This is a genomic window from Caulobacter sp. FG7, from assembly GCF_057808875.1.
The window spans coordinates 189673-204888 of sequence record NZ_JBMDIW010000004.1; the positions used below are offsets into that span (position 1 = coordinate 189673).

At 69.6% G+C, this 15216-nt stretch carries 17 protein-coding genes and 1 pseudogene; 14 read left to right on the top strand and 4 right to left on the bottom strand.

Annotated features, from left to right (window positions below):
• The first annotated feature begins 46 nt into the window (after positions 1 to 46).
• Positions 47 to 979, top strand: a complete 933-nt coding sequence (locus tag ACODR1_RS05085) for a nucleoside hydrolase (RefSeq protein WP_488879478.1) — start codon at positions 47 to 49, stop codon at positions 977 to 979.
• 7 nt (positions 980 to 986) lie between these two features.
• Here the strand turns inward: ACODR1_RS05085 and ACODR1_RS05090 are convergent.
• Together ACODR1_RS05090 and ACODR1_RS05095 are read right to left on the bottom strand one after the other, a co-directional pair.
• A pseudogene (locus tag ACODR1_RS05090) lies at positions 987 to 1084 on the bottom strand (hypothetical protein); the annotation flags it as partial.
• 7 nt (positions 1085 to 1091) lie between these two features.
• Positions 1092 to 2522, bottom strand: a complete 1431-nt coding sequence (locus tag ACODR1_RS05095; protein ID WP_488879479.1) for a M20/M25/M40 family metallo-hydrolase — start codon at positions 2520 to 2522, stop codon at positions 1092 to 1094.
• A gap of 146 nt (positions 2523 to 2668) precedes the next feature.
• On the opposite strand from ACODR1_RS05095, the gene ruvC reads away from it, so the two are divergent.
• From ruvC to ruvB, 3 genes are all read left to right on the top strand, one after another.
• Positions 2669 to 3184: a crossover junction endodeoxyribonuclease RuvC gene (ruvC, locus tag ACODR1_RS05100; protein WP_180896913.1), complete on the top strand. Its 516-nt coding sequence runs from the start codon at positions 2669 to 2671 to the stop codon at positions 3182 to 3184.
• Positions 3185 to 3197: 13 nt separating this feature from the next.
• Positions 3198 to 3818, top strand: coding sequence for a Holliday junction branch migration protein RuvA (ruvA, locus tag ACODR1_RS05105; protein WP_488879480.1), 621 nt, complete (start codon positions 3198 to 3200; stop codon positions 3816 to 3818).
• Between the two features lie 130 nt (positions 3819 to 3948).
• Positions 3949 to 4995 carry a Holliday junction branch migration DNA helicase RuvB gene (gene ruvB / locus ACODR1_RS05110; RefSeq protein ID WP_488879481.1) on the top strand — a complete coding sequence of 349 codons (1047 nt, stop codon included), beginning with the start codon at positions 3949 to 3951 and terminating at the stop codon, positions 4993 to 4995.
• 3 nt (positions 4996 to 4998) lie between these two features.
• On the opposite strand, the gene ACODR1_RS05115 is transcribed toward ruvB, so the two are convergent.
• Together ACODR1_RS05115 and ACODR1_RS05120 are read right to left on the bottom strand one after the other, a co-directional pair.
• Entirely contained in the window at positions 4999 to 5271 is a 273-nt protein-coding gene (locus ACODR1_RS05115) for a type II toxin-antitoxin system RelE/ParE family toxin (protein ID WP_488879482.1), read from the bottom strand.
• Positions 5271 to 5447, bottom strand: a complete 177-nt coding sequence (locus ACODR1_RS05120) for a CopG family transcriptional regulator (RefSeq protein ID WP_488879483.1) — start codon at positions 5445 to 5447, stop codon at positions 5271 to 5273. The genes ACODR1_RS05115 and ACODR1_RS05120 overlap by 1 nt, the downstream gene beginning before the upstream one ends.
• A gap of 360 nt (positions 5448 to 5807) precedes the next feature.
• Here ACODR1_RS05120 and ACODR1_RS05125 point away from each other — a divergent pair, with 360 nt between their 5' ends.
• The 10 genes from ACODR1_RS05125 to ftsH all read left to right on the top strand — a co-directional run bounded on the left by ACODR1_RS05125 (position 5808) and on the right by ftsH (position 15204).
• On the top strand, positions 5808 to 6056 hold the full coding sequence (locus tag ACODR1_RS05125; protein ID WP_488879484.1) for a hypothetical protein: 249 nt from the start codon (positions 5808 to 5810) through the stop codon (positions 6054 to 6056).
• A 103-nt stretch (positions 6057 to 6159) separates the two neighbouring features.
• Positions 6160 to 6603: a tol-pal system-associated acyl-CoA thioesterase gene (gene ybgC, locus ACODR1_RS05130; protein WP_488879485.1), complete on the top strand. Its 444-nt coding sequence runs from the start codon at positions 6160 to 6162 to the stop codon at positions 6601 to 6603.
• Positions 6604 to 6804: 201 nt separating this feature from the next.
• Positions 6805 to 7503, top strand: coding sequence for a protein TolQ (gene tolQ / locus ACODR1_RS05135; RefSeq protein ID WP_101720150.1), 699 nt, complete (start codon positions 6805 to 6807; stop codon positions 7501 to 7503).
• Between the two features lie 4 nt (positions 7504 to 7507).
• Complete coding sequence (locus ACODR1_RS05140; RefSeq protein ID WP_488879486.1) at positions 7508 to 8032, top strand: ExbD/TolR family protein; 525 nt, start codon at positions 7508 to 7510, stop codon at positions 8030 to 8032.
• A gap of 16 nt (positions 8033 to 8048) precedes the next feature.
• Positions 8049 to 8915: an energy transducer TonB gene (locus tag ACODR1_RS05145; protein WP_488879487.1), complete on the top strand. Its 867-nt coding sequence runs from the start codon at positions 8049 to 8051 to the stop codon at positions 8913 to 8915.
• Positions 8916 to 8961: 46 nt separating this feature from the next.
• The gene (gene tolB / locus ACODR1_RS05150) at positions 8962 to 10299 is read left to right on the top strand and encodes a Tol-Pal system beta propeller repeat protein TolB (RefSeq protein WP_488879488.1); all 1338 of its coding nucleotides are present in this window, start codon (positions 8962 to 8964) and stop codon (positions 10297 to 10299) included.
• Positions 10300 to 10513: 214 nt separating this feature from the next.
• Positions 10514 to 11086 (top strand): peptidoglycan-associated lipoprotein Pal, encoded by a 573-nt coding sequence (gene pal, locus ACODR1_RS05155; RefSeq protein WP_488879489.1) that lies wholly within the window; start codon positions 10514 to 10516, stop codon positions 11084 to 11086.
• 110 nt (positions 11087 to 11196) lie between these two features.
• The gene (ybgF, locus tag ACODR1_RS05160; protein ID WP_488879490.1) at positions 11197 to 12039 is read left to right on the top strand and encodes a tol-pal system protein YbgF; all 843 of its coding nucleotides are present in this window, start codon (positions 11197 to 11199) and stop codon (positions 12037 to 12039) included.
• Entirely contained in the window at positions 12036 to 13247 is a 1212-nt protein-coding gene (gene tilS, locus ACODR1_RS05165) for a tRNA lysidine(34) synthetase TilS (RefSeq protein ID WP_488879542.1), read from the top strand. The genes ybgF and tilS overlap by 4 nt, the downstream gene beginning before the upstream one ends.
• A 76-nt stretch (positions 13248 to 13323) precedes the next feature.
• Positions 13324 to 15204 (top strand): ATP-dependent zinc metalloprotease FtsH, encoded by a 1881-nt coding sequence (gene ftsH / locus ACODR1_RS05170; RefSeq protein WP_488879491.1) that lies wholly within the window; start codon positions 13324 to 13326, stop codon positions 15202 to 15204.
• The last annotated feature ends 12 nt before the right edge of the window (positions 15205 to 15216 follow it).

Here is a 15216-nt window from a genome sequence, read left to right on the forward strand (position 1 = left end):
GCCGACGGCTTCCGGGCGCGCACGCTGATCGGCTATGATCGCGGCCATGGCGCTTCGTCTGCACATCGACACCGACTGCGGCGTGGACGACGCTCTCGCCCTGGCCCTGCTGGCGCGGGCCCGCGAGGCCGTCGAGGTGGGCTCGGTCTCGGCCGTGTTCGGCAACACCTATGTCGACCAGGCCGCCGCCAACGCCCGGGGCGTGCTGCGCCTCGCCGGCTGCGCGGCCGAGGTCTATATCGGCGCCGGCGCGGGGCTGGCCCGCCGCCGGGTCGAGCGGATGCGCCCGGCCCACGGTCCCGACGGCCTGAACGGCGCGGGCTTCTCCCAGCGCTGGAAGCTGCCGGAGCTGGATCGCGGCCACGGCGTCAGCCTGCTGGCCTTCCTGGCGCGCCGGCGGGTGAAGGGGCTGTTCCTGGGGCCGCTGACCAACCTGGCGCTGGGCCTGCTGGACGATCCGGCCGCCTTTCGCGGCTGGTCGCCGACGATCATGGCCGGCGCCTTCTCCGTGCAGGGCAAGGCCGCAGGCGGGGCCGACTTCAACAGCTGGAGCGATCCCGAGGCCCTGGCCAGGATCCTGGAGGCGGGGGTCAAGCCGCGTCTCGTGCCGCTGGACGTCACCAGCCTTGTAACGGTCACCGCCGCCGACCTCGACAGCGGCGCGCGCTGCTGCGGCAGCCCGCTGTCGGCGCGGCTGAGCCGCGCGGCCGCGCCCTATATCGCCTTCCACCAGAAGGCCTGGGGCGCCGAGGGCTGCCATCCGCACGACGCCGTCGCCGCCGCCAGCCTGGTGTCGCCCGAGGCGTTCACCTTCGAGCCGGCCCGCCTGCGCGTGGTGCTGGACGGCGAGCGCCAGGGCCGCATCGAGCGCGTCGAGGGCGAGCCCAACGCCGAGGTCTGTATCGGCGTCGACGCCCCGGCGGTGCGCGCCCTGATCCTCAAGGCGCTGTTCGGCTGGGTGGAGATGGCGGGGGCGTGAGGGAGCGAAAACCTCGTCCTTCGACAAGCTCAGGATGAGGTTTTCGAGTAATCCGCCGAGCCTGAAATGGTCCTCACCCTGAGCTTGTCGAAGGGCGAGGACCACGCACGACCTACTTCCCGCCCGCGTAGTCCTTGACCAGCGCGTAGAGGAAGTCCCGCCCGTCATAGAGCGACTTCACGCGCATGCGCTCGTTGAGGCCGTGCACGCCGTCGCCGTCCGCATTGCCGAACAGGCCGCTGACGCCATAGGTCGGGATGCCGGCGGCGTTGGTGTGCACGCCGTCGGTGGCGCCGGTCAGCAGGATCGGCACGATCGGCACGCCGGGCCACTGCTTGGCCGCGTTCTTCTGGATCGGGCCCATGATCGCCGGCGTCAGGGCCGGGGGCGGCGAGACCGGCTTGGCCTCGTGGGCCAGGGCGACGGTCACGGCCGGATCGGCGACCAGCTCGGTCAGCTTGGCCTTCACCTCCTCGACCGGCGTGCCCGGCAGGATGCGGCAGTTGATGTTGGCGCTGGCCCGCTGGGGCAGGGCGTTGGGCGCGTGGCCGGCGTTGACCATGGTGGCGACGCACGTGGTGCGCAGGATCGAGTTCCAGCCTGCGTCCTTGGTCAGCACCTTCAGCGCTTCTGGATCGCTGACGTCGGCGACCAAGGCCTTCATGGCGGCGGCCTGCTCGGCCGGCACGCGGGCCTGCATCTGGGTGAAGTAGCCGCGCGTGGCGTCGATGAAGCGGGTGGGGAACTGATAGGCGCCGATGCGGCCGACGGCGGCCGTCAGGTGGTAGATGGCGTTGTCGGCCACGGGGCGGCTGGAGTGGCCGCCGGGGTTCGTCGCCGTCAAGGTGAAGTCCTGATAGACCTTCTCGCCGGCCTGGACCTCAAGCACGATCTCCTTGCCGGTGTCGTCCAGCAGGCCGTCGGCGCCTTCATTGAGCGCGAACTCGGCGTCGACCAGCGGACGGTGGTTCTTCACCAGGTCCTCGATGCCGTTGTACCCCTCGCTCTCCTCGCCGCAGGTCAGCGCCATCTTGATGTCGCGCTTGGGCTTGAAGCCGCTCTGCTTGAGGCGGACCAGGGTGTCGGCCCAGATCGCCGCCTGCGCCTTGTCATCCGACGTGCCGCGTCCGTAGAAGTAGCCGTTCTCCTCGACCAGCTTGAACGGGTCGCGCGTCCAGTCCTCGCGCTTGGCCTCGACCACGTCGATGTGGGCCAAGAGCAGCATGGGCTTGGACTTGGCGTCGGTTCCGCGCAGCACGGCGACCAGGCTGCCCTCGCGCGGATATTTCGGGTCGACCACGACCTTGACGTCGCCTTCCGGATAGCCGGCCGCCTTCAGGCGCGCGCCCATCGCCTCGGCGGCGGCGGTGCAGCTGCCCTTCGACAGGGTGGTGTCGATCTCGACCAGCTCCTTGTAGAGCGCGCGGAAGGCCGTCTGGTCGGCGCGGGGCGTGACCTGCGGGCCGGGCGTCGGCTGGGCGTGCGCCAGAACCGGCAGGGCGGCGAGGGCCGCGGTGGTGGCGAAAAGGGCCTTCAGGCGCATGGTCCGACCTTCGGTGTCGTAAAACGTGGCCGGAACAGGAGCGGGCTTCGCGTCGCTGCGCAAGCCACATGCGCGAAAACCAGGGCCTGGCGTTAACCCGTGCTTAAGCATGACACGGCTTTTCCTGGCGACAGGAAAGGGCGAGACTGCGAGAACACATGATGAACGCGAATCGCCCTCTGCGCATCCTCGGCCTCGATCCGGGCCTCCGCCGCACCGGCTGGGGCGTGATCGGCGTGGCCGGCTCGCGCATCACCCACATCGCCCACGGCGTCATCGCGCCCGATGAGAAGGCCGCCTTCTCCGACCGCCTGCTGACCCTGTTCGAGGGCGTCTGCGCGGTCATCGAGCAGCACGCCCCCGACGAGGCGGCGGTGGAAGAAACCTTCGTCAACACCAACGCCCAGTCGACGCTGAAGCTGGGCCACGCCCGCGCGGCCTCGATGATCGCCCCGGCCCGCGCCGGCCTGCTCGTCGCCGAATATTCGGCCCCCGTCGTCAAGAAGGCGGTGGTGGGCACCGGCGCGGCCGACAAGGCCCAGGTCGCCTTCATGATCGCCCGCCTGCTGCCGACCGCCGGCTCGCCCACCGCCGACGCCGCCGACGCGCTGGCCGTCGCCATCGCCCACGCTCACGCCCGCACGGCGAGGAGAGTCGCATGATCGCCAGAAAGCTATGATTGGAAGACTGCGCGGGGCTGTCGCCGAGGTCGGCGAGGAAGAGGCCCTGATCGACGTCATGGGCGTCGGCTACATCGTCCGCTGCGGCCAGCGCACCCTCCAGCGCCTGCCGGCCCTGGGCGAGGAGACGCTGGTCCATGTCGAGAGCCAGTGGAGCGAGAACCAGGGCCTGCGGCTCTACGGTTTCTCCACCCGCGACGACCGCCGCGCCTTCGTGCTGCTGCAGGCGATCCAGGGCGTGGGGCCCAAGGCCGCCATGGCCGTGCTCGACGTGCTGTCGCCGGCCGAGCTGGCCAGCGCCGTGGCGCGCGAGGACAAGGCCGCGGTGGGCCGCGCCAACGGCGTGGGGCCGAAGCTTGCCCTGCGCATCGTCACCGAGCTGAAGGGCAAGCCGATCACTGACGGACCGGTGCTGACGGCCGCGCCCTCGGCCGCCGCCGCGCCGTCCGCCCCCGCCAAGCCCGCCGCCACCGGCGACGCCGTCGCCGCCCTGATGGGCCTGGGCGTGGCCGAGGTGAACGCCCGCCGCGTGGTCGAGGCCGCCGCGGCGAAGCTCGGGGATGACGCGTCCGTGCAGGCGCTGATCAAGGCGGGTCTGCAGGAGCTGGGTCGATGAGGGCTCGCGCTACCCCCTCCGGCCCTCCGGGCCACCTCCCCCAGAGGGGGAGGATCGCGTTCGGCGCCGGCGCCAAGATGCTCCCCTCTTGGGGGAGCTGTCGCGGAGCGACTGAGGGGGCTTGCGCAGCATGACTCGCATCATCTCCGGCGAAGCCCAGCACGGTGAGCAGATCCCCGGCGCTTCCGATCGCGCCATGCGGCCCCAGACCCTGGCCGAGTTCGTCGGCCAGGAGCAGGCCAAGGCCAATCTGCGGATCTTCATCGAGGCGGCCAAGGGGCGGGGCGAGTCGCTCGACCACGTGCTGCTGTTTGGCCCCCCCGGCCTGGGCAAGACCACCCTGGCCCAGATCGTCGCCCGCGAGCTGGGCGTGAACTTCCGCGCCACCTCGGGCCCGGTGCTGAACAAGCCCGGCGACCTGGCCGCGATCCTGACCAATCTCGAGCCGAACGACGTCCTGTTCATCGACGAGATCCACCGGCTGTCGTCCAACGTCGAGGAGATCCTCTATCCGGCGATGGAGGACCACGTGCTCGACCTGGTGATCGGGGAGGGGCCCTCGGCCCGTTCGATCCGCATCGACCTGGCGCCCTTCACCCTGGTCGCGGCGACCACGCGGGCGGGGATGCTGGCCACGCCCCTGCGCGACCGCTTCGGCATTCCGGTTCGGCTGGAGTTCTACACCCCGCGCGAGCTGCGCCACGTGCTGCTGCACGCCGCACGCAAGATGGGCGCGCCGCTGTCGGAAGACGGCGCCGACGAGATCGCCAAGCGGGCCCGCGGCACGCCGCGCGTGGCCGGTCGCCTTCTGCGCCGGGTGCGCGACTTCGCCACCGCCGACGGCGCGCAGGTCATCGACCGCAAGGCTGCGGCCATGGCCCTGGCCCGCCTCGAGGTCGACGAAAGCGGCCTCGACAGCCTCGACCGTCGCTACCTGCGAGCCATGATCGAGCACTACGGCGGCGGACCGGTGGGCGTGGAGACCATCGCCTACGCCATCGCCGAGGCCCGCGACGCGGTGGAGGACGTGATCGAGCCCTACCTGATGCAGCAGGGCTTCATCCAGCGCACGCCGCGCGGCCGCATGGCCTGCGGCAAGGCCTACCTCCACCTTGGACTGACCCCGCCCGCCGCCCCGCCTTCGGCGGCGCAGGGCGGGCTGTTCGGGGATGAGTAGGGCCTAGTCGGGCTGGCGCATTCCATGTCGGATGCGCAGGATGATCACGGCGTCCTCGGTGATCCGATAGCGGATCAGGTAGGGCGCAATCACCGCCAGTTCCCGCAACCCCTTTGGGATAGGTCGACCGCGTTCGGGATTGGCGTCGAGACTGTTCGCAGCTGCGTGGAGCCGCTGGGCGAGCCGCGCCGCCGCCGAGGCGTTGAAGGACACCACATAGGTGAAGATGCTGTCGAGATTGTCGACGGCTTCCGCCGTCCAGACGACACGCGACATCAGTCGCCGGGCTTGGGTTTGGGCGTTGGCGCGCCGTCGGCCCAGGACGCCAGCCAGCGGCTGACGGCCTCGTGGCTGATCAATCGGCCGGCGGCGACGTCGGCCTCAGCCCGCGCATCGGCGGCGGCTTCGACCTCGTCATCGATCTCATCGAACAGGGACGGCTCGATTTTCATTTCGCCAGCCTATCACTACAACGACGTTGGCCCAACGGCGTCGGACGCGCCACGATCAGAAGTTGTGCGGTGGGGTGATGTTCGGGGATGAGTAGCACAGTGGGCGGCGCCGCCTGGCGCTTCCGCGCGCCGTTTTCGCCTGAGGGCGTACGCGAGCGCCTAGCCGCCAGCGTCGGCAGTCCGGAGGAGACCCGAGTCGGGGTCGTGATCGGCCGAGTCGGCCTTGACGGGGCCAGGATCTATCATCGACCGCATCATCGAAGCGCACCGGTTCCGCTGCGCATCGACTGGCTCGCTGAAGGCGAAGGATGTCTGGTGACTTGCCGTATGCGGGGGCCGAGCAGGCGCTTCGCCCGGGCTATGATCATCGGCCTGGTGCTCGTGCTCGCCTTGTCGGCCTATTGCCTGTTCGGACCGATCGCGGCGGAGGCTGGCGGCCTGACCGCCGTCCACGTCATCCTGTTCGGGCTGTGGTGCCTGTTCCTGGGTGGATGGGGTCTCTACGTGGCCATCATGACCAGCTACATCTATCGCGACGAGCGCGTGCGCCTGATCGCCCACGTCCAGCAGGCGCTACACGGTGGGGCCGTCGAAGAGGTCAGGAACTAGACAGCTCTGGCGGGCCCTCGGTTTCTTCAGACGAGATCGGCTCGATTTTCATTCCGCGAGCCTGCCACTACAACGGCTGGCCCAACTGCGTCGGATCTGCCTCATGATCGAACCCTCCGCCGGCGTCTTCGTCGACCGCGAGCACCAGCTGCCGGTGCGCATCTATTACGAGGACACCGACTTCTCGGGGATCGTCTATCACGCCAACTACCTGCGCTACTTCGAGCGCGGGCGCAGCGACTTCTTCCGGATGATCGGGGTGTCGCACACCGAGCTCGCGGCCATCGACACGGCCTTCGCCATCACCCGCATGGAGATCGACTTCAAGCGCGCGGCGAGGGTCGACGACGCCTTGGTGGTGCACACGGTGTGGAACCGCATCAAGGGCGTGCGGCTTCTGGCCAGGCAGTGGATCACGCGCGGCGAGGAGCTGATTTGCGCGGCCAATGTCGAGGCGGTCTGCATCAGCCTGGACGGCCGCCCGCGCAAGCCGTCGGCCGAGATGACCGCCAAGGTCACGCCCTGGCTCGCTCCCGAAGAGATCTGACGGCGCCCGCATGACAATGAAGATCGCGGGTCGGTGAAAAATGGGCCGTCTGCAACCAATGTCATAGTTTCAACATTGCGCCGCTTCATGCAGTAAGGCGCAGACCAATCACCTTAGTGCCTGGAGCGCATTCGAGCGGGCAAACGCACACACTTCGCCCGAAGCGCCCTAGATTGACGCCCGAACGGAACAGGACCCCGCATGGACGCCGCCGCCAGCCCCGAAAGCTTCTCCTTCATCACGCTGTTCCTGAACGCCGACTGGGTGGTCAAGCTGGTGATGATCGGTCTGATCCTCGCCTCGCTGGGCTCCTGGGCGGTCATTCTCGACAAGCTGTTCCGCTTTTCCGCGCTGAACCGCGCCGCCGACCGCTTCGAGGAGCAGGTCGGTTCGGGCCGTTCGCTCGAGGACGTCGCCGGCGAGGCCGGCTCGAACCCGCGCCACGCCCTGCCGCGCATGCTGCAGGCCGCCCTGAAGGAATGGCGCGAAGCCAAGACCAAGGGCGTGCAGAGCGAGGGCCAGGTGGCCCTGCTTTCCCAGCGCATCGACCGCGTGCTCGACACCCAGATCGCCCGTGAGAGCGCCAAGGCCGAAGAGGGCCTGGGCAGCCTGGCGATCGTCGCCACCGCCTCGCCGTTCATCGGCCTGTTCGGCACGGTCTGGGGCATCATGCACGCCTTCCAGAGCATCGCCGCGGCCAAGAACACCTCGCTGACCGTGGTCGCCCCGGCCATCGCCGAGGCCCTGTTCGCCACCGCCGTCGGCCTGATCGCCGCCATCCCGGCCTACATCGCCTACAACAAGTTCTCGACCGACGCCTCGAAGTACGCCGGCCGCCTGGAGAACTTCGCCGACGACCTGTCGACCGCCATCCAGCGTCGCCTGAGCGAGCGGGTCTGACCCCATGGCGATGTCCGCAAACGACGCCTTCGCCACCTCGGGCGGCGGTCGCGGCCGCCGTCGCCGCCGACGCGGCAAGGGGGCCCTGTCCGAGATCAACGTCACCCCGCTGGTCGACGTCATGCTGGTGCTGCTGATCATCTTCATGATCAGCGCCCCGTTGTTGACTTCGGGCGTTGAGCTGGAGCTGCCCAAGACCGAGGCGGGCGCGCTGAAGAACGAGCAGGAGCCGATCACCGTGTCGGTCCGCCACGACGGCGCGGTGTTCATCGGCGAGGACCAGGCGCCGTTCACCGAGTTCGCCTCGATCGTCTCGGCCAAGGCCGGCGACGCCAACGACAAGCCGATCTATGTGCGCGCCGACGGCAAGACCCCCTACGAGGTGGTCGCCCAGGTCATGGCCGCCCTGTCCAAGGCCGGCTTCACCAAGATCAACCTGCTGACCGACACCGGCGGCCCGTCGTCGGGCGCCGCTCCGCAGGACGCCCAGCCGGTCGGCGGCGGCGGCGACCTGCGTCCGGCCCAGTAGGGAATAGCCAAGCCTGATGCGGGAAGAACGCAACAAGCTGTCTCCGGCCCTGCTGGGCTCGGTCGCGCTCCACGCCGCGGTGGTGGCGGCGGTGATGATCGGCTGGCCGTGGAAGACGTCCAAGAAGATCGTCATCGGCGAGAGCGTGCCGGTGACCATCGTCACCGAGGGACCGACCAACGTGCGCCCGGCCATCGAGGACCCTGTCGAGCAGCCGGCCGAGACCATCGATCCGGTTCCCGAGGCCACGCCCGAGCCGCCGGCCCCGACGCCCGCGCCGCAGCCCCAGCCCGCGCCGCCCAAGCCGCAGCCCGCGCCGACGCCCAAGCCGCAACCGACGCCGCCGCCAAAGCCGGCGCCGACCCCCACGCCCAAGCCCCAGCAGCCGCAGCCCAAGCCGACGCCGAAGCCGACCCCGGCCAAGCCCGAGCCCGACTTCTTCTCGTCGCTGGAAAAGACGCTGTCGAAGACGGCCAAGCCGGCCGGCAAGCCGGCTTCGTCCGCGCCCAAAGGCCAGACCAACCGTCCGGAGACCGCGACCCAGGCCCGCCCTGGCGCGGGTCAGATGACGGCCATGCAGGCCGCGGCCATCAGCGGCATGAAGGACGAGATCCAGCGGCGCTGGAACCCCAACTGCGAGGTCGTGGGCGGTGGTTCGATGCAGATCAAGCTCAGCTTCAAGCTGGCCAGCAATGGCCGGGTCTCCGGCCAGGTGACGGCCGGCGGGGCCGAGAACTCCGGCGACGCCATCGTCAAGACCGAGGCCGAGCGGGCGATCCGCGCGGTCTTCCAGTCTGCCCCGTTCGAAGGCCTGCCGCCCGACTACTACAACACCCAGCTGAACCTGAACTTCAAGGCGCGCGACGCCTGCGCCGCGCGTTAGGCGTTCCATGGACGCCGCAAAGAGAAGAATGGAAGGAAGCCCGACGATGATCGCCAAGAGCGCCCGCGCCAAGCGGACCCTCGCCACGCCGCTCCTCGCCGTGACCCTCGCCCTGACGGGCGGCGCGTTCGCGGCCGCCCTGCCGGGCGTGGCGGCGGCCCAGATCGAGATCGACATCGACAAGGGCGCGGTCAAGCCGATGCCCGTGGCGATCCCGGCCTTCGCCGGCGCCCAGCGCGGCGCCGACATCGCCCAGGTCATCAGCGGCAATCTCGAGCGTTCGGGACTGTTCCAGCCGCTGAACGTGGCCGGCGTGCCCGACAAGCTGACCGACGTGAACATCCAGCCGCGCTTTCCCGACTGGCAGGGCACGGGCGCCCAGGCGCTGATCAACGGCCAGGTCACGGTCGGCGCCGACGGCTCGCTGCGCGTCGACTTCCGCCTGTGGGACACCTTCAGCCAGCAGCAGCTCTTGGGCCTGCAGTTCACCTCGACGGCCGAGAACTGGCGCCGCGTGGCCCACAAGATCAGCGACGCGGTCTATGAGCGCCTGACCGGCGAGAAGGGCTATTTCGACACCCGCGTGGCCTTCGTCGCCGAGAGCGGCCCCAAGCTGGCCCGCGTCAAGCGCCTGGGCATCATGGACCAGGACGGCGCCAACCCGCAGTTCATCACCGACGGCTCGTCGATCGTGATGACCCCGCGCTTCTCGGCCACCAGCCAGGAACTGACCTACATGGCCCTGCGGCCGACGGGGTCGAGCATCTACCTCCTGAACCTGCAGACCAACCGCCAGGAGACGGTGGGCCGCTTCCCCGGCATGGTCTTCGCCCCGCGCTTCTCGCCTGACGGCAAGAAGGTGGCCTTCTCGGTCGAGAAGGGCGGCAACAGCGACATCTACGTGCTGGACCTGCGCACGCGCCAGTCGACCCGCATCACCACCGATCCGGCCATCGACACCTCGCCGTCGTTCTCGCCGGACGGCAGCAAGATCGTGTTCAACTCCGACCGCGGCGGCCAGGCCCAGCTCTACGTGATGAACGCCGACGGTTCGGGCGTGCGCCGCATCTCCTACGGCGGCGGCCGTTACACGACCCCCGTGTGGAGCCCGCGCGGCGACTACATCGCCTTCACCAAGCAGACCGGCGGCCAGTTCCACATCGGCGTCATGCGCACCGATGGCGGCGACGAGCGCCTGCTGACCACCAGCTACCTGGACGAAGGCCCGACCTGGGCCCCCAACGGGCGGGTGCTGATGTTCTTCCGCGAGAGCTCGGCGGGCAATCCGCGCCTCTGGACCGTCGACATCACCGGCCGAATCCTGCGTCCCGCCGCCTATCCGGGCGCGGCCTCGGATCCGGCCTGGTCGCCGCTACTGGACTGATTTTGGGGCGTGGGAAGCTGCGAAATAAGAAGGTTTCGCAACTTTCCACAGCCTCGACGCGTTGGAGCGTGGCTGTTCATCCGTCGTTCACCCGACAGGTGAAACGAGGTGGAACAGCGTCCAACTGACGCCATTGTGAGGTCCAGGGAACGTTTTTGCGGGGCGGAGCAAGAGCAGCGCCGGTAAGAGTTTTGAACCCAGGCCGTACCTAGACTTGAGGAGATATCGTATGAGCTTCGACATCAAGAGCGCCGCCCGACTGGCGCTGATCGGTCTGGCCGTCGCTTCGGTCGCGGCTTGTACGCGCCCGAAGCCCGCTGGTCCGGTCGAAACCCCGCCGGCTCCGACGCAGCCGGCCACGCCGCAGCAGCCCTACACGCCGCCGCCGGCCCCGGGCCCGGTGGACCAAGGTCCGCTGCCGGGCACCGTGCAGGACTTCGTCGTCAACGTCGGCGACCGCGTCTACTTCGACACCGACTCCTACTCGGTGCGCGCCGACGCCCAGCCGGTCCTGGCCGGCCAGGCCCAATGGCTTGCCCGCTACTCGGCCGTTCGCGTCCGCATCGAAGGCAACGCCGACGAACGCGGCACCCGCGAATACAACCTGGCTCTCGGCGCCCGTCGCGCCAACGCCGTCCGCGAGTTCCTGATCAGCCAGGGCGTCGCCGCCTCGCGCATCGAGACGATCTCGTTCGGCAAGGAGCGTCCGCTGGATCCGGGCACCACCGAAGACGCGTGGGCCAAGAACCGCAACTCGCGCACCGCCATCACCGAGGGCGCGCGCTAAGGCTTGATCGCCTGATCTGAACGAAGGCCCTCCTCCTAGCGGAGGGGGGCCTTTTTTCTGGCCGCGTTTCTGGCCGCACTTTTGTCCGCAACCGGGGCATAATCGTCGACATGAAGCTGAAAACCGCGCTCCTCGCCTCCGTCCTTGTGGCCTGCGCCGCCGCGCCGGCCCTGGCCCAGACGCCGATGCCCGATCCGCTGGACGACCGTTCGGCCAAGCGCATCGAGAAGATGGAGAAGGTCGTGCGCGAGCTGCGGGCGATCGTCTTCCAGGGGCGCGACACCGGCAAGCCGGTCGTCGTCCAGACCGCCGAGACCGACGCCCAGATCGCCGCCCTCAACGAGCGGATCTCCGACCTGGAGCAGACCATCCAGCGGATGAATGGTCAGAACGAGGTCCTGACCCACGATCTTGACCAGGCCCGTCGTGGCTCCGAGAGCCAGAAGTCGCGCGCCGACCAGCTGGAACAGCGGCTGTCGGCCCTCGAAGGCAAGATCACCACGCTGGAGACCGCCGCCGCCAACGCCGCGGCCGCGCAGATCCCGGCGCCGCCGGCCGCTCCGGCCGATCCGGCCACGGCCTTCAAGCAGGCCCGCCAGCTGCTGCTGGACGGCGACTACGCTGGCGCCGAGAACGCCTTCGGCGGTTTCGTCTCGGCCTATCCCGACGACGCCAAGGCGCCCGAGGCCCGCTACTGGCTGGGCGAGACCCAGTTCGTCCGCGAGGCCTATGGCGACGCCGCCGGCTCCTATCTCGGCGCGGTGCGTGGCTGGCCGCAGACCAACTGGGCCCCCAACGCGGTGCTGAAGCTGTCGCGCTCGCTGGTGGCGCTGAAGAAGCCCGCCGACGCCTGCCGCACGCTCGACGAACTGGCCAAGCGCTATCCCAAGGCGCCGGCCGACGTCGTCAGCAAGGCCAAGAGCACGCGCACTCAGGCCAAGTGCGCGGCCTGACGCAAGACTTCCAGGCCGTCCTGCAACGGCGACTGCGGCCAGGGGCGACCACGCCCCTGGCCGTCGGCTTTTCGGGCGGCGGCGACAGCCTGGCCCTGCTGCGCCTGACCCTGGACTGGGCCGCGCCCCGGGGGCGGACGGTCCTGGCCTTGACCGTCGACCACGGCCTCAATCCCGCCAGCGCCGGCTGGACCGCCGACGCCCTGGCCAAGGCCAAGGCTCTCGGCGCAGACGCTCGTTCGCTGCACTGGACCGGAGACAAGCCGCAGGCGGGCATGCAGGCCGCCGCCCGCGCCGCCCGCCACGCCCTGCTGGCCGCCGCGGCCCGCGAGGCCGGCGCCCGGGTCCTGCTGCTGGGCCATACCGCCGACGATCGCCTGGAGGCCGCGTGGATGCGGGCCGAGGGCTCGACCACCTCCGATCCTCGGCAATGGGCCCCATCGCCTGTCTGGCCGGAGGGGCGCGGCGTATTCGTCCTGCGGCCGCTGCTGGAGGCCCGCCGCCAGGCGCTGCGCGACTGGCTGTCCGAAAGGGGCGAGACCTGGCTGGAGGATCCGGCCAACGCCGACGCCCGCTTCGCCCGCGCCCGGGCCCGGGCGGCTCTAGCCGAAGAGGACCTGGCCGTTCCTCCGCTTGCGCCGGATCCCGCCCCGCCCGCCGCGTTCGAGGGCGATCACGCCCTGCGCCTGCCGCGCGAGGCTTCGGCCGCCCACGTCGCCGCCGCCTGCCTTTGCGCGGCCGGCGCCGCCACGCCGCCGCGCGGCGAGCGGCTGGAGCGGCTGGTCGCCCGGCTGCGATCGGGCGAGGCCTTCGTCGCCACCCTGGCCGGCGCCCGGATCGTCGCCGACGCGGCCGGCGCGCTGTTCGTGCGCGAGGCGGGGGAGGGGCGCCGCAGCGGCCTATCGCCGCTGGTCCTGGCCGCCGGCGAGACCGGCGTCTGGGACGGTCGCTACGAGATCACCGCGGGCGCCGGGCCGATCACCGTCCGACCGCTCGGCGGTCTGGCCAGCCGTCTGCCGGCGGACGAAACACAAGCCCTGAAGGGGTTTGCGGCCGCCGTCCGCCCCGTCCTGCCGGCCGCCGTCGACGCCGCCGGCATGGTTTCTAGCCCGATCCTTGCAGGGGTCGGAACAATCGGCGCGCGCGTGCTGATCCGGGAAAGGTTCGAGGCCGCGACCGGCCTGATCGATCAAGAACCCGCGACATGACATCGCGCGCGTGGCGAAAAGCCGTCCGCCGTCCTATCTTGGGTCGACGAGCGCTATCTTTGGGAAGACGACGCGTATGAATCTGAGGAATGTCGCCATCTGGCTTGGGGTCGTTTTCGTCCTCATCATGGCCTACAGCGTCTTGCAGCGCGGCGGTCCCACGGGGCGCGCCGGCGAGGTCAGCTACTCGCAGCTGCTCAAGAACATCGACGCCGGGCAGGTGAAGTCCGCCGAGATCAACGGGCAGCAGGTCAAGATCGCCTCGCCCGACGGCAAGACGACCTACACCGTCAACGCTCCGCCCAACAGCGAAGACCTGATCAAGCGCCTGGAAGCGCGCAACGCCGAGATCAAGATCCAGGACGGCGGCCGCTTCAGCCTGGTCAACCTGTTCCTGAACATGCTGCCGATCCTGCTGCTGATCGGCGTGTGGATCTTCTTCATGCGCCAGATGCAGGGCGGCACGAAGGGCGCGATGGGCTTTGGCAAGTCCAAGGCCCGCCTGCTGACCGAGAACAAGAACCGCGTGCTGTTCGACGACGTCGCCGGCGTGGACGAGGCCAAGGAAGAACTGCAGGAGGTCGTCGACTTCCTGAAGGACCCGGCCAAGTTCCAGCGCCTGGGCGGCAAGATCCCCAAGGGCGCCCTGCTGGTCGGCCCTCCCGGCACCGGTAAGACCCTGATCGCCCGCGCCGTGGCGGGCGAGGCCGGCGTGCCGTTCTTCACCATTTCCGGTTCGGACTTCGTCGAGATGTTCGTCGGCGTCGGCGCCAGCCGCGTGCGCGACATGTTCGAGCAGGCCAAGAAGAACGCTCCCTGCATCATCTTCATCGACGAAATCGACGCCGTCGGTCGCCACCGCGGCGCCGGCCTGGGCGGCGGCAACGACGAGCGCGAGCAGACCCTCAACCAGCTGCTGGTCGAGATGGACGGCTTCGAGGCCAACGAAGGCATCATCCTGATCGCCGCCACCAACCGTCCCGACGTCCTGGACCCCGCGCTGCTGCGTCCGGGCCGCTTCGACCGCCAGGTCGTGGTGCCCAACCCCGACGTCGCCGGCCGCGAGAAGATCCTGCGCGTGCACATGAAGAACGTGCCGCTGGCCGCCGACGTCGACGTCAAGACCCTGGCGCGCGGCACTCCCGGCTTCTCGGGCGCGGACCTGGCCAACCTGGTCAACGAGGCGGCCCTGACCGCCGCGCGCAAGAACCGCCGCATGGTCACCATGCACGACTTCGAGTACGCCAAGGACAAGGTCATGATGGGCGCCGAGCGTCGCTCGATGGCCATGAGCGAGGACGAGAAGAAGCTGACGGCCTATCACGAGGGCGGCCACGCCCTGGTGGCCCTCAACGTCCCGGTCGCCGACCCGGTCCACAAGGCCACCATCGTGCCGCGCGGCCGCGCTCTCGGCATGGTCATGCAACTGCCGGAAGGCGACCGCTACTCGATGAGCTACGACATGATGACCTCGCGTCTGGCCATCATGATGGCCGGCCGCGTGGCCGAAGAGTTGATCTTCGGCAAGGAGAAGATCACCTCGGGCGCGTCGAGCGACATCAGCGCGGCCACCAACCTGGCTCGCAACATGGTCACCCGCTGGGGCTTCTCCGACGACCTGGGCACCGTGGCCTACGGCGACAACCAGGAAGAGGTGTTCCTGGGTCACTCGGTCGCGCGCACCCAGAACGTCTCGCCCGACACCATGGTCAAGATCGACGCCGAGGTCCGTCGCCTGGTGAAGGGCGGCGAGGACGACGCCCGCCGGATCCTCACCGAGAAGCTGGAAGACCTGCACTCGGTGGCGAAAGCCCTGCTGGAGTTCGAGACCCTCAGCGGCGAGGAGATCATCGGCGTGACCAAGGGCGTGGCCCCCAAGCGCGACGAGCCGGAAGAAAAGAAGCCGACCGGCCCGGTCGCTTCGGTTCCGGTCTCGCCCACGGGCGTCACCGCCTAAGGGTTCGACAGA

Bases quoted from the DNA above. Each gene is read 5' to 3' on its own strand.
- ACODR1_RS05085 (WP_488879478.1), top strand. From the start codon at position 47: ATGGCGCTTCGTCTGCACATCGACACCGACTGCGGCGTGGACGACGCT.
- ACODR1_RS05095 (WP_488879479.1), bottom strand. From the start codon at position 2,522: ATGCGCCTGAAGGCCCTTTTCGCCACCACCGCGGCCCTCGCCGCCCTG.
- ruvA (WP_488879480.1), top strand. From the start codon at position 3,198: ATGATTGGAAGACTGCGCGGGGCTGTCGCCGAGGTCGGCGAGGAAGAG.
- ruvB (WP_488879481.1), top strand. From the start codon at position 3,949: ATGACTCGCATCATCTCCGGCGAAGCCCAGCACGGTGAGCAGATCCCC.
- ACODR1_RS05115 (WP_488879482.1), bottom strand. From the start codon at position 5,271: ATGTCGCGTGTCGTCTGGACGGCGGAAGCCGTCGACAATCTCGACAGC.
- ACODR1_RS05120 (WP_488879483.1), bottom strand. From the start codon at position 5,447: ATGAAAATCGAGCCGTCCCTGTTCGATGAGATCGATGACGAGGTCGAA.
- ACODR1_RS05125 (WP_488879484.1), top strand. From the start codon at position 5,808: ATGATCATCGGCCTGGTGCTCGTGCTCGCCTTGTCGGCCTATTGCCTG.
- ybgC (WP_488879485.1), top strand. From the start codon at position 6,160: ATGATCGAACCCTCCGCCGGCGTCTTCGTCGACCGCGAGCACCAGCTG.
- tolQ (WP_101720150.1), top strand. From the start codon at position 6,805: ATGGACGCCGCCGCCAGCCCCGAAAGCTTCTCCTTCATCACGCTGTTC.
- ACODR1_RS05140 (WP_488879486.1), top strand. From the start codon at position 7,508: ATGGCGATGTCCGCAAACGACGCCTTCGCCACCTCGGGCGGCGGTCGC.
- ACODR1_RS05145 (WP_488879487.1), top strand. From the start codon at position 8,049: ATGCGGGAAGAACGCAACAAGCTGTCTCCGGCCCTGCTGGGCTCGGTC.
- tolB (WP_488879488.1), top strand. From the start codon at position 8,962: ATGATCGCCAAGAGCGCCCGCGCCAAGCGGACCCTCGCCACGCCGCTC.
- ybgF (WP_488879490.1), top strand. From the start codon at position 11,197: ATGAAGCTGAAAACCGCGCTCCTCGCCTCCGTCCTTGTGGCCTGCGCC.
- ftsH (WP_488879491.1), top strand. From the start codon at position 13,324: ATGAATCTGAGGAATGTCGCCATCTGGCTTGGGGTCGTTTTCGTCCTC.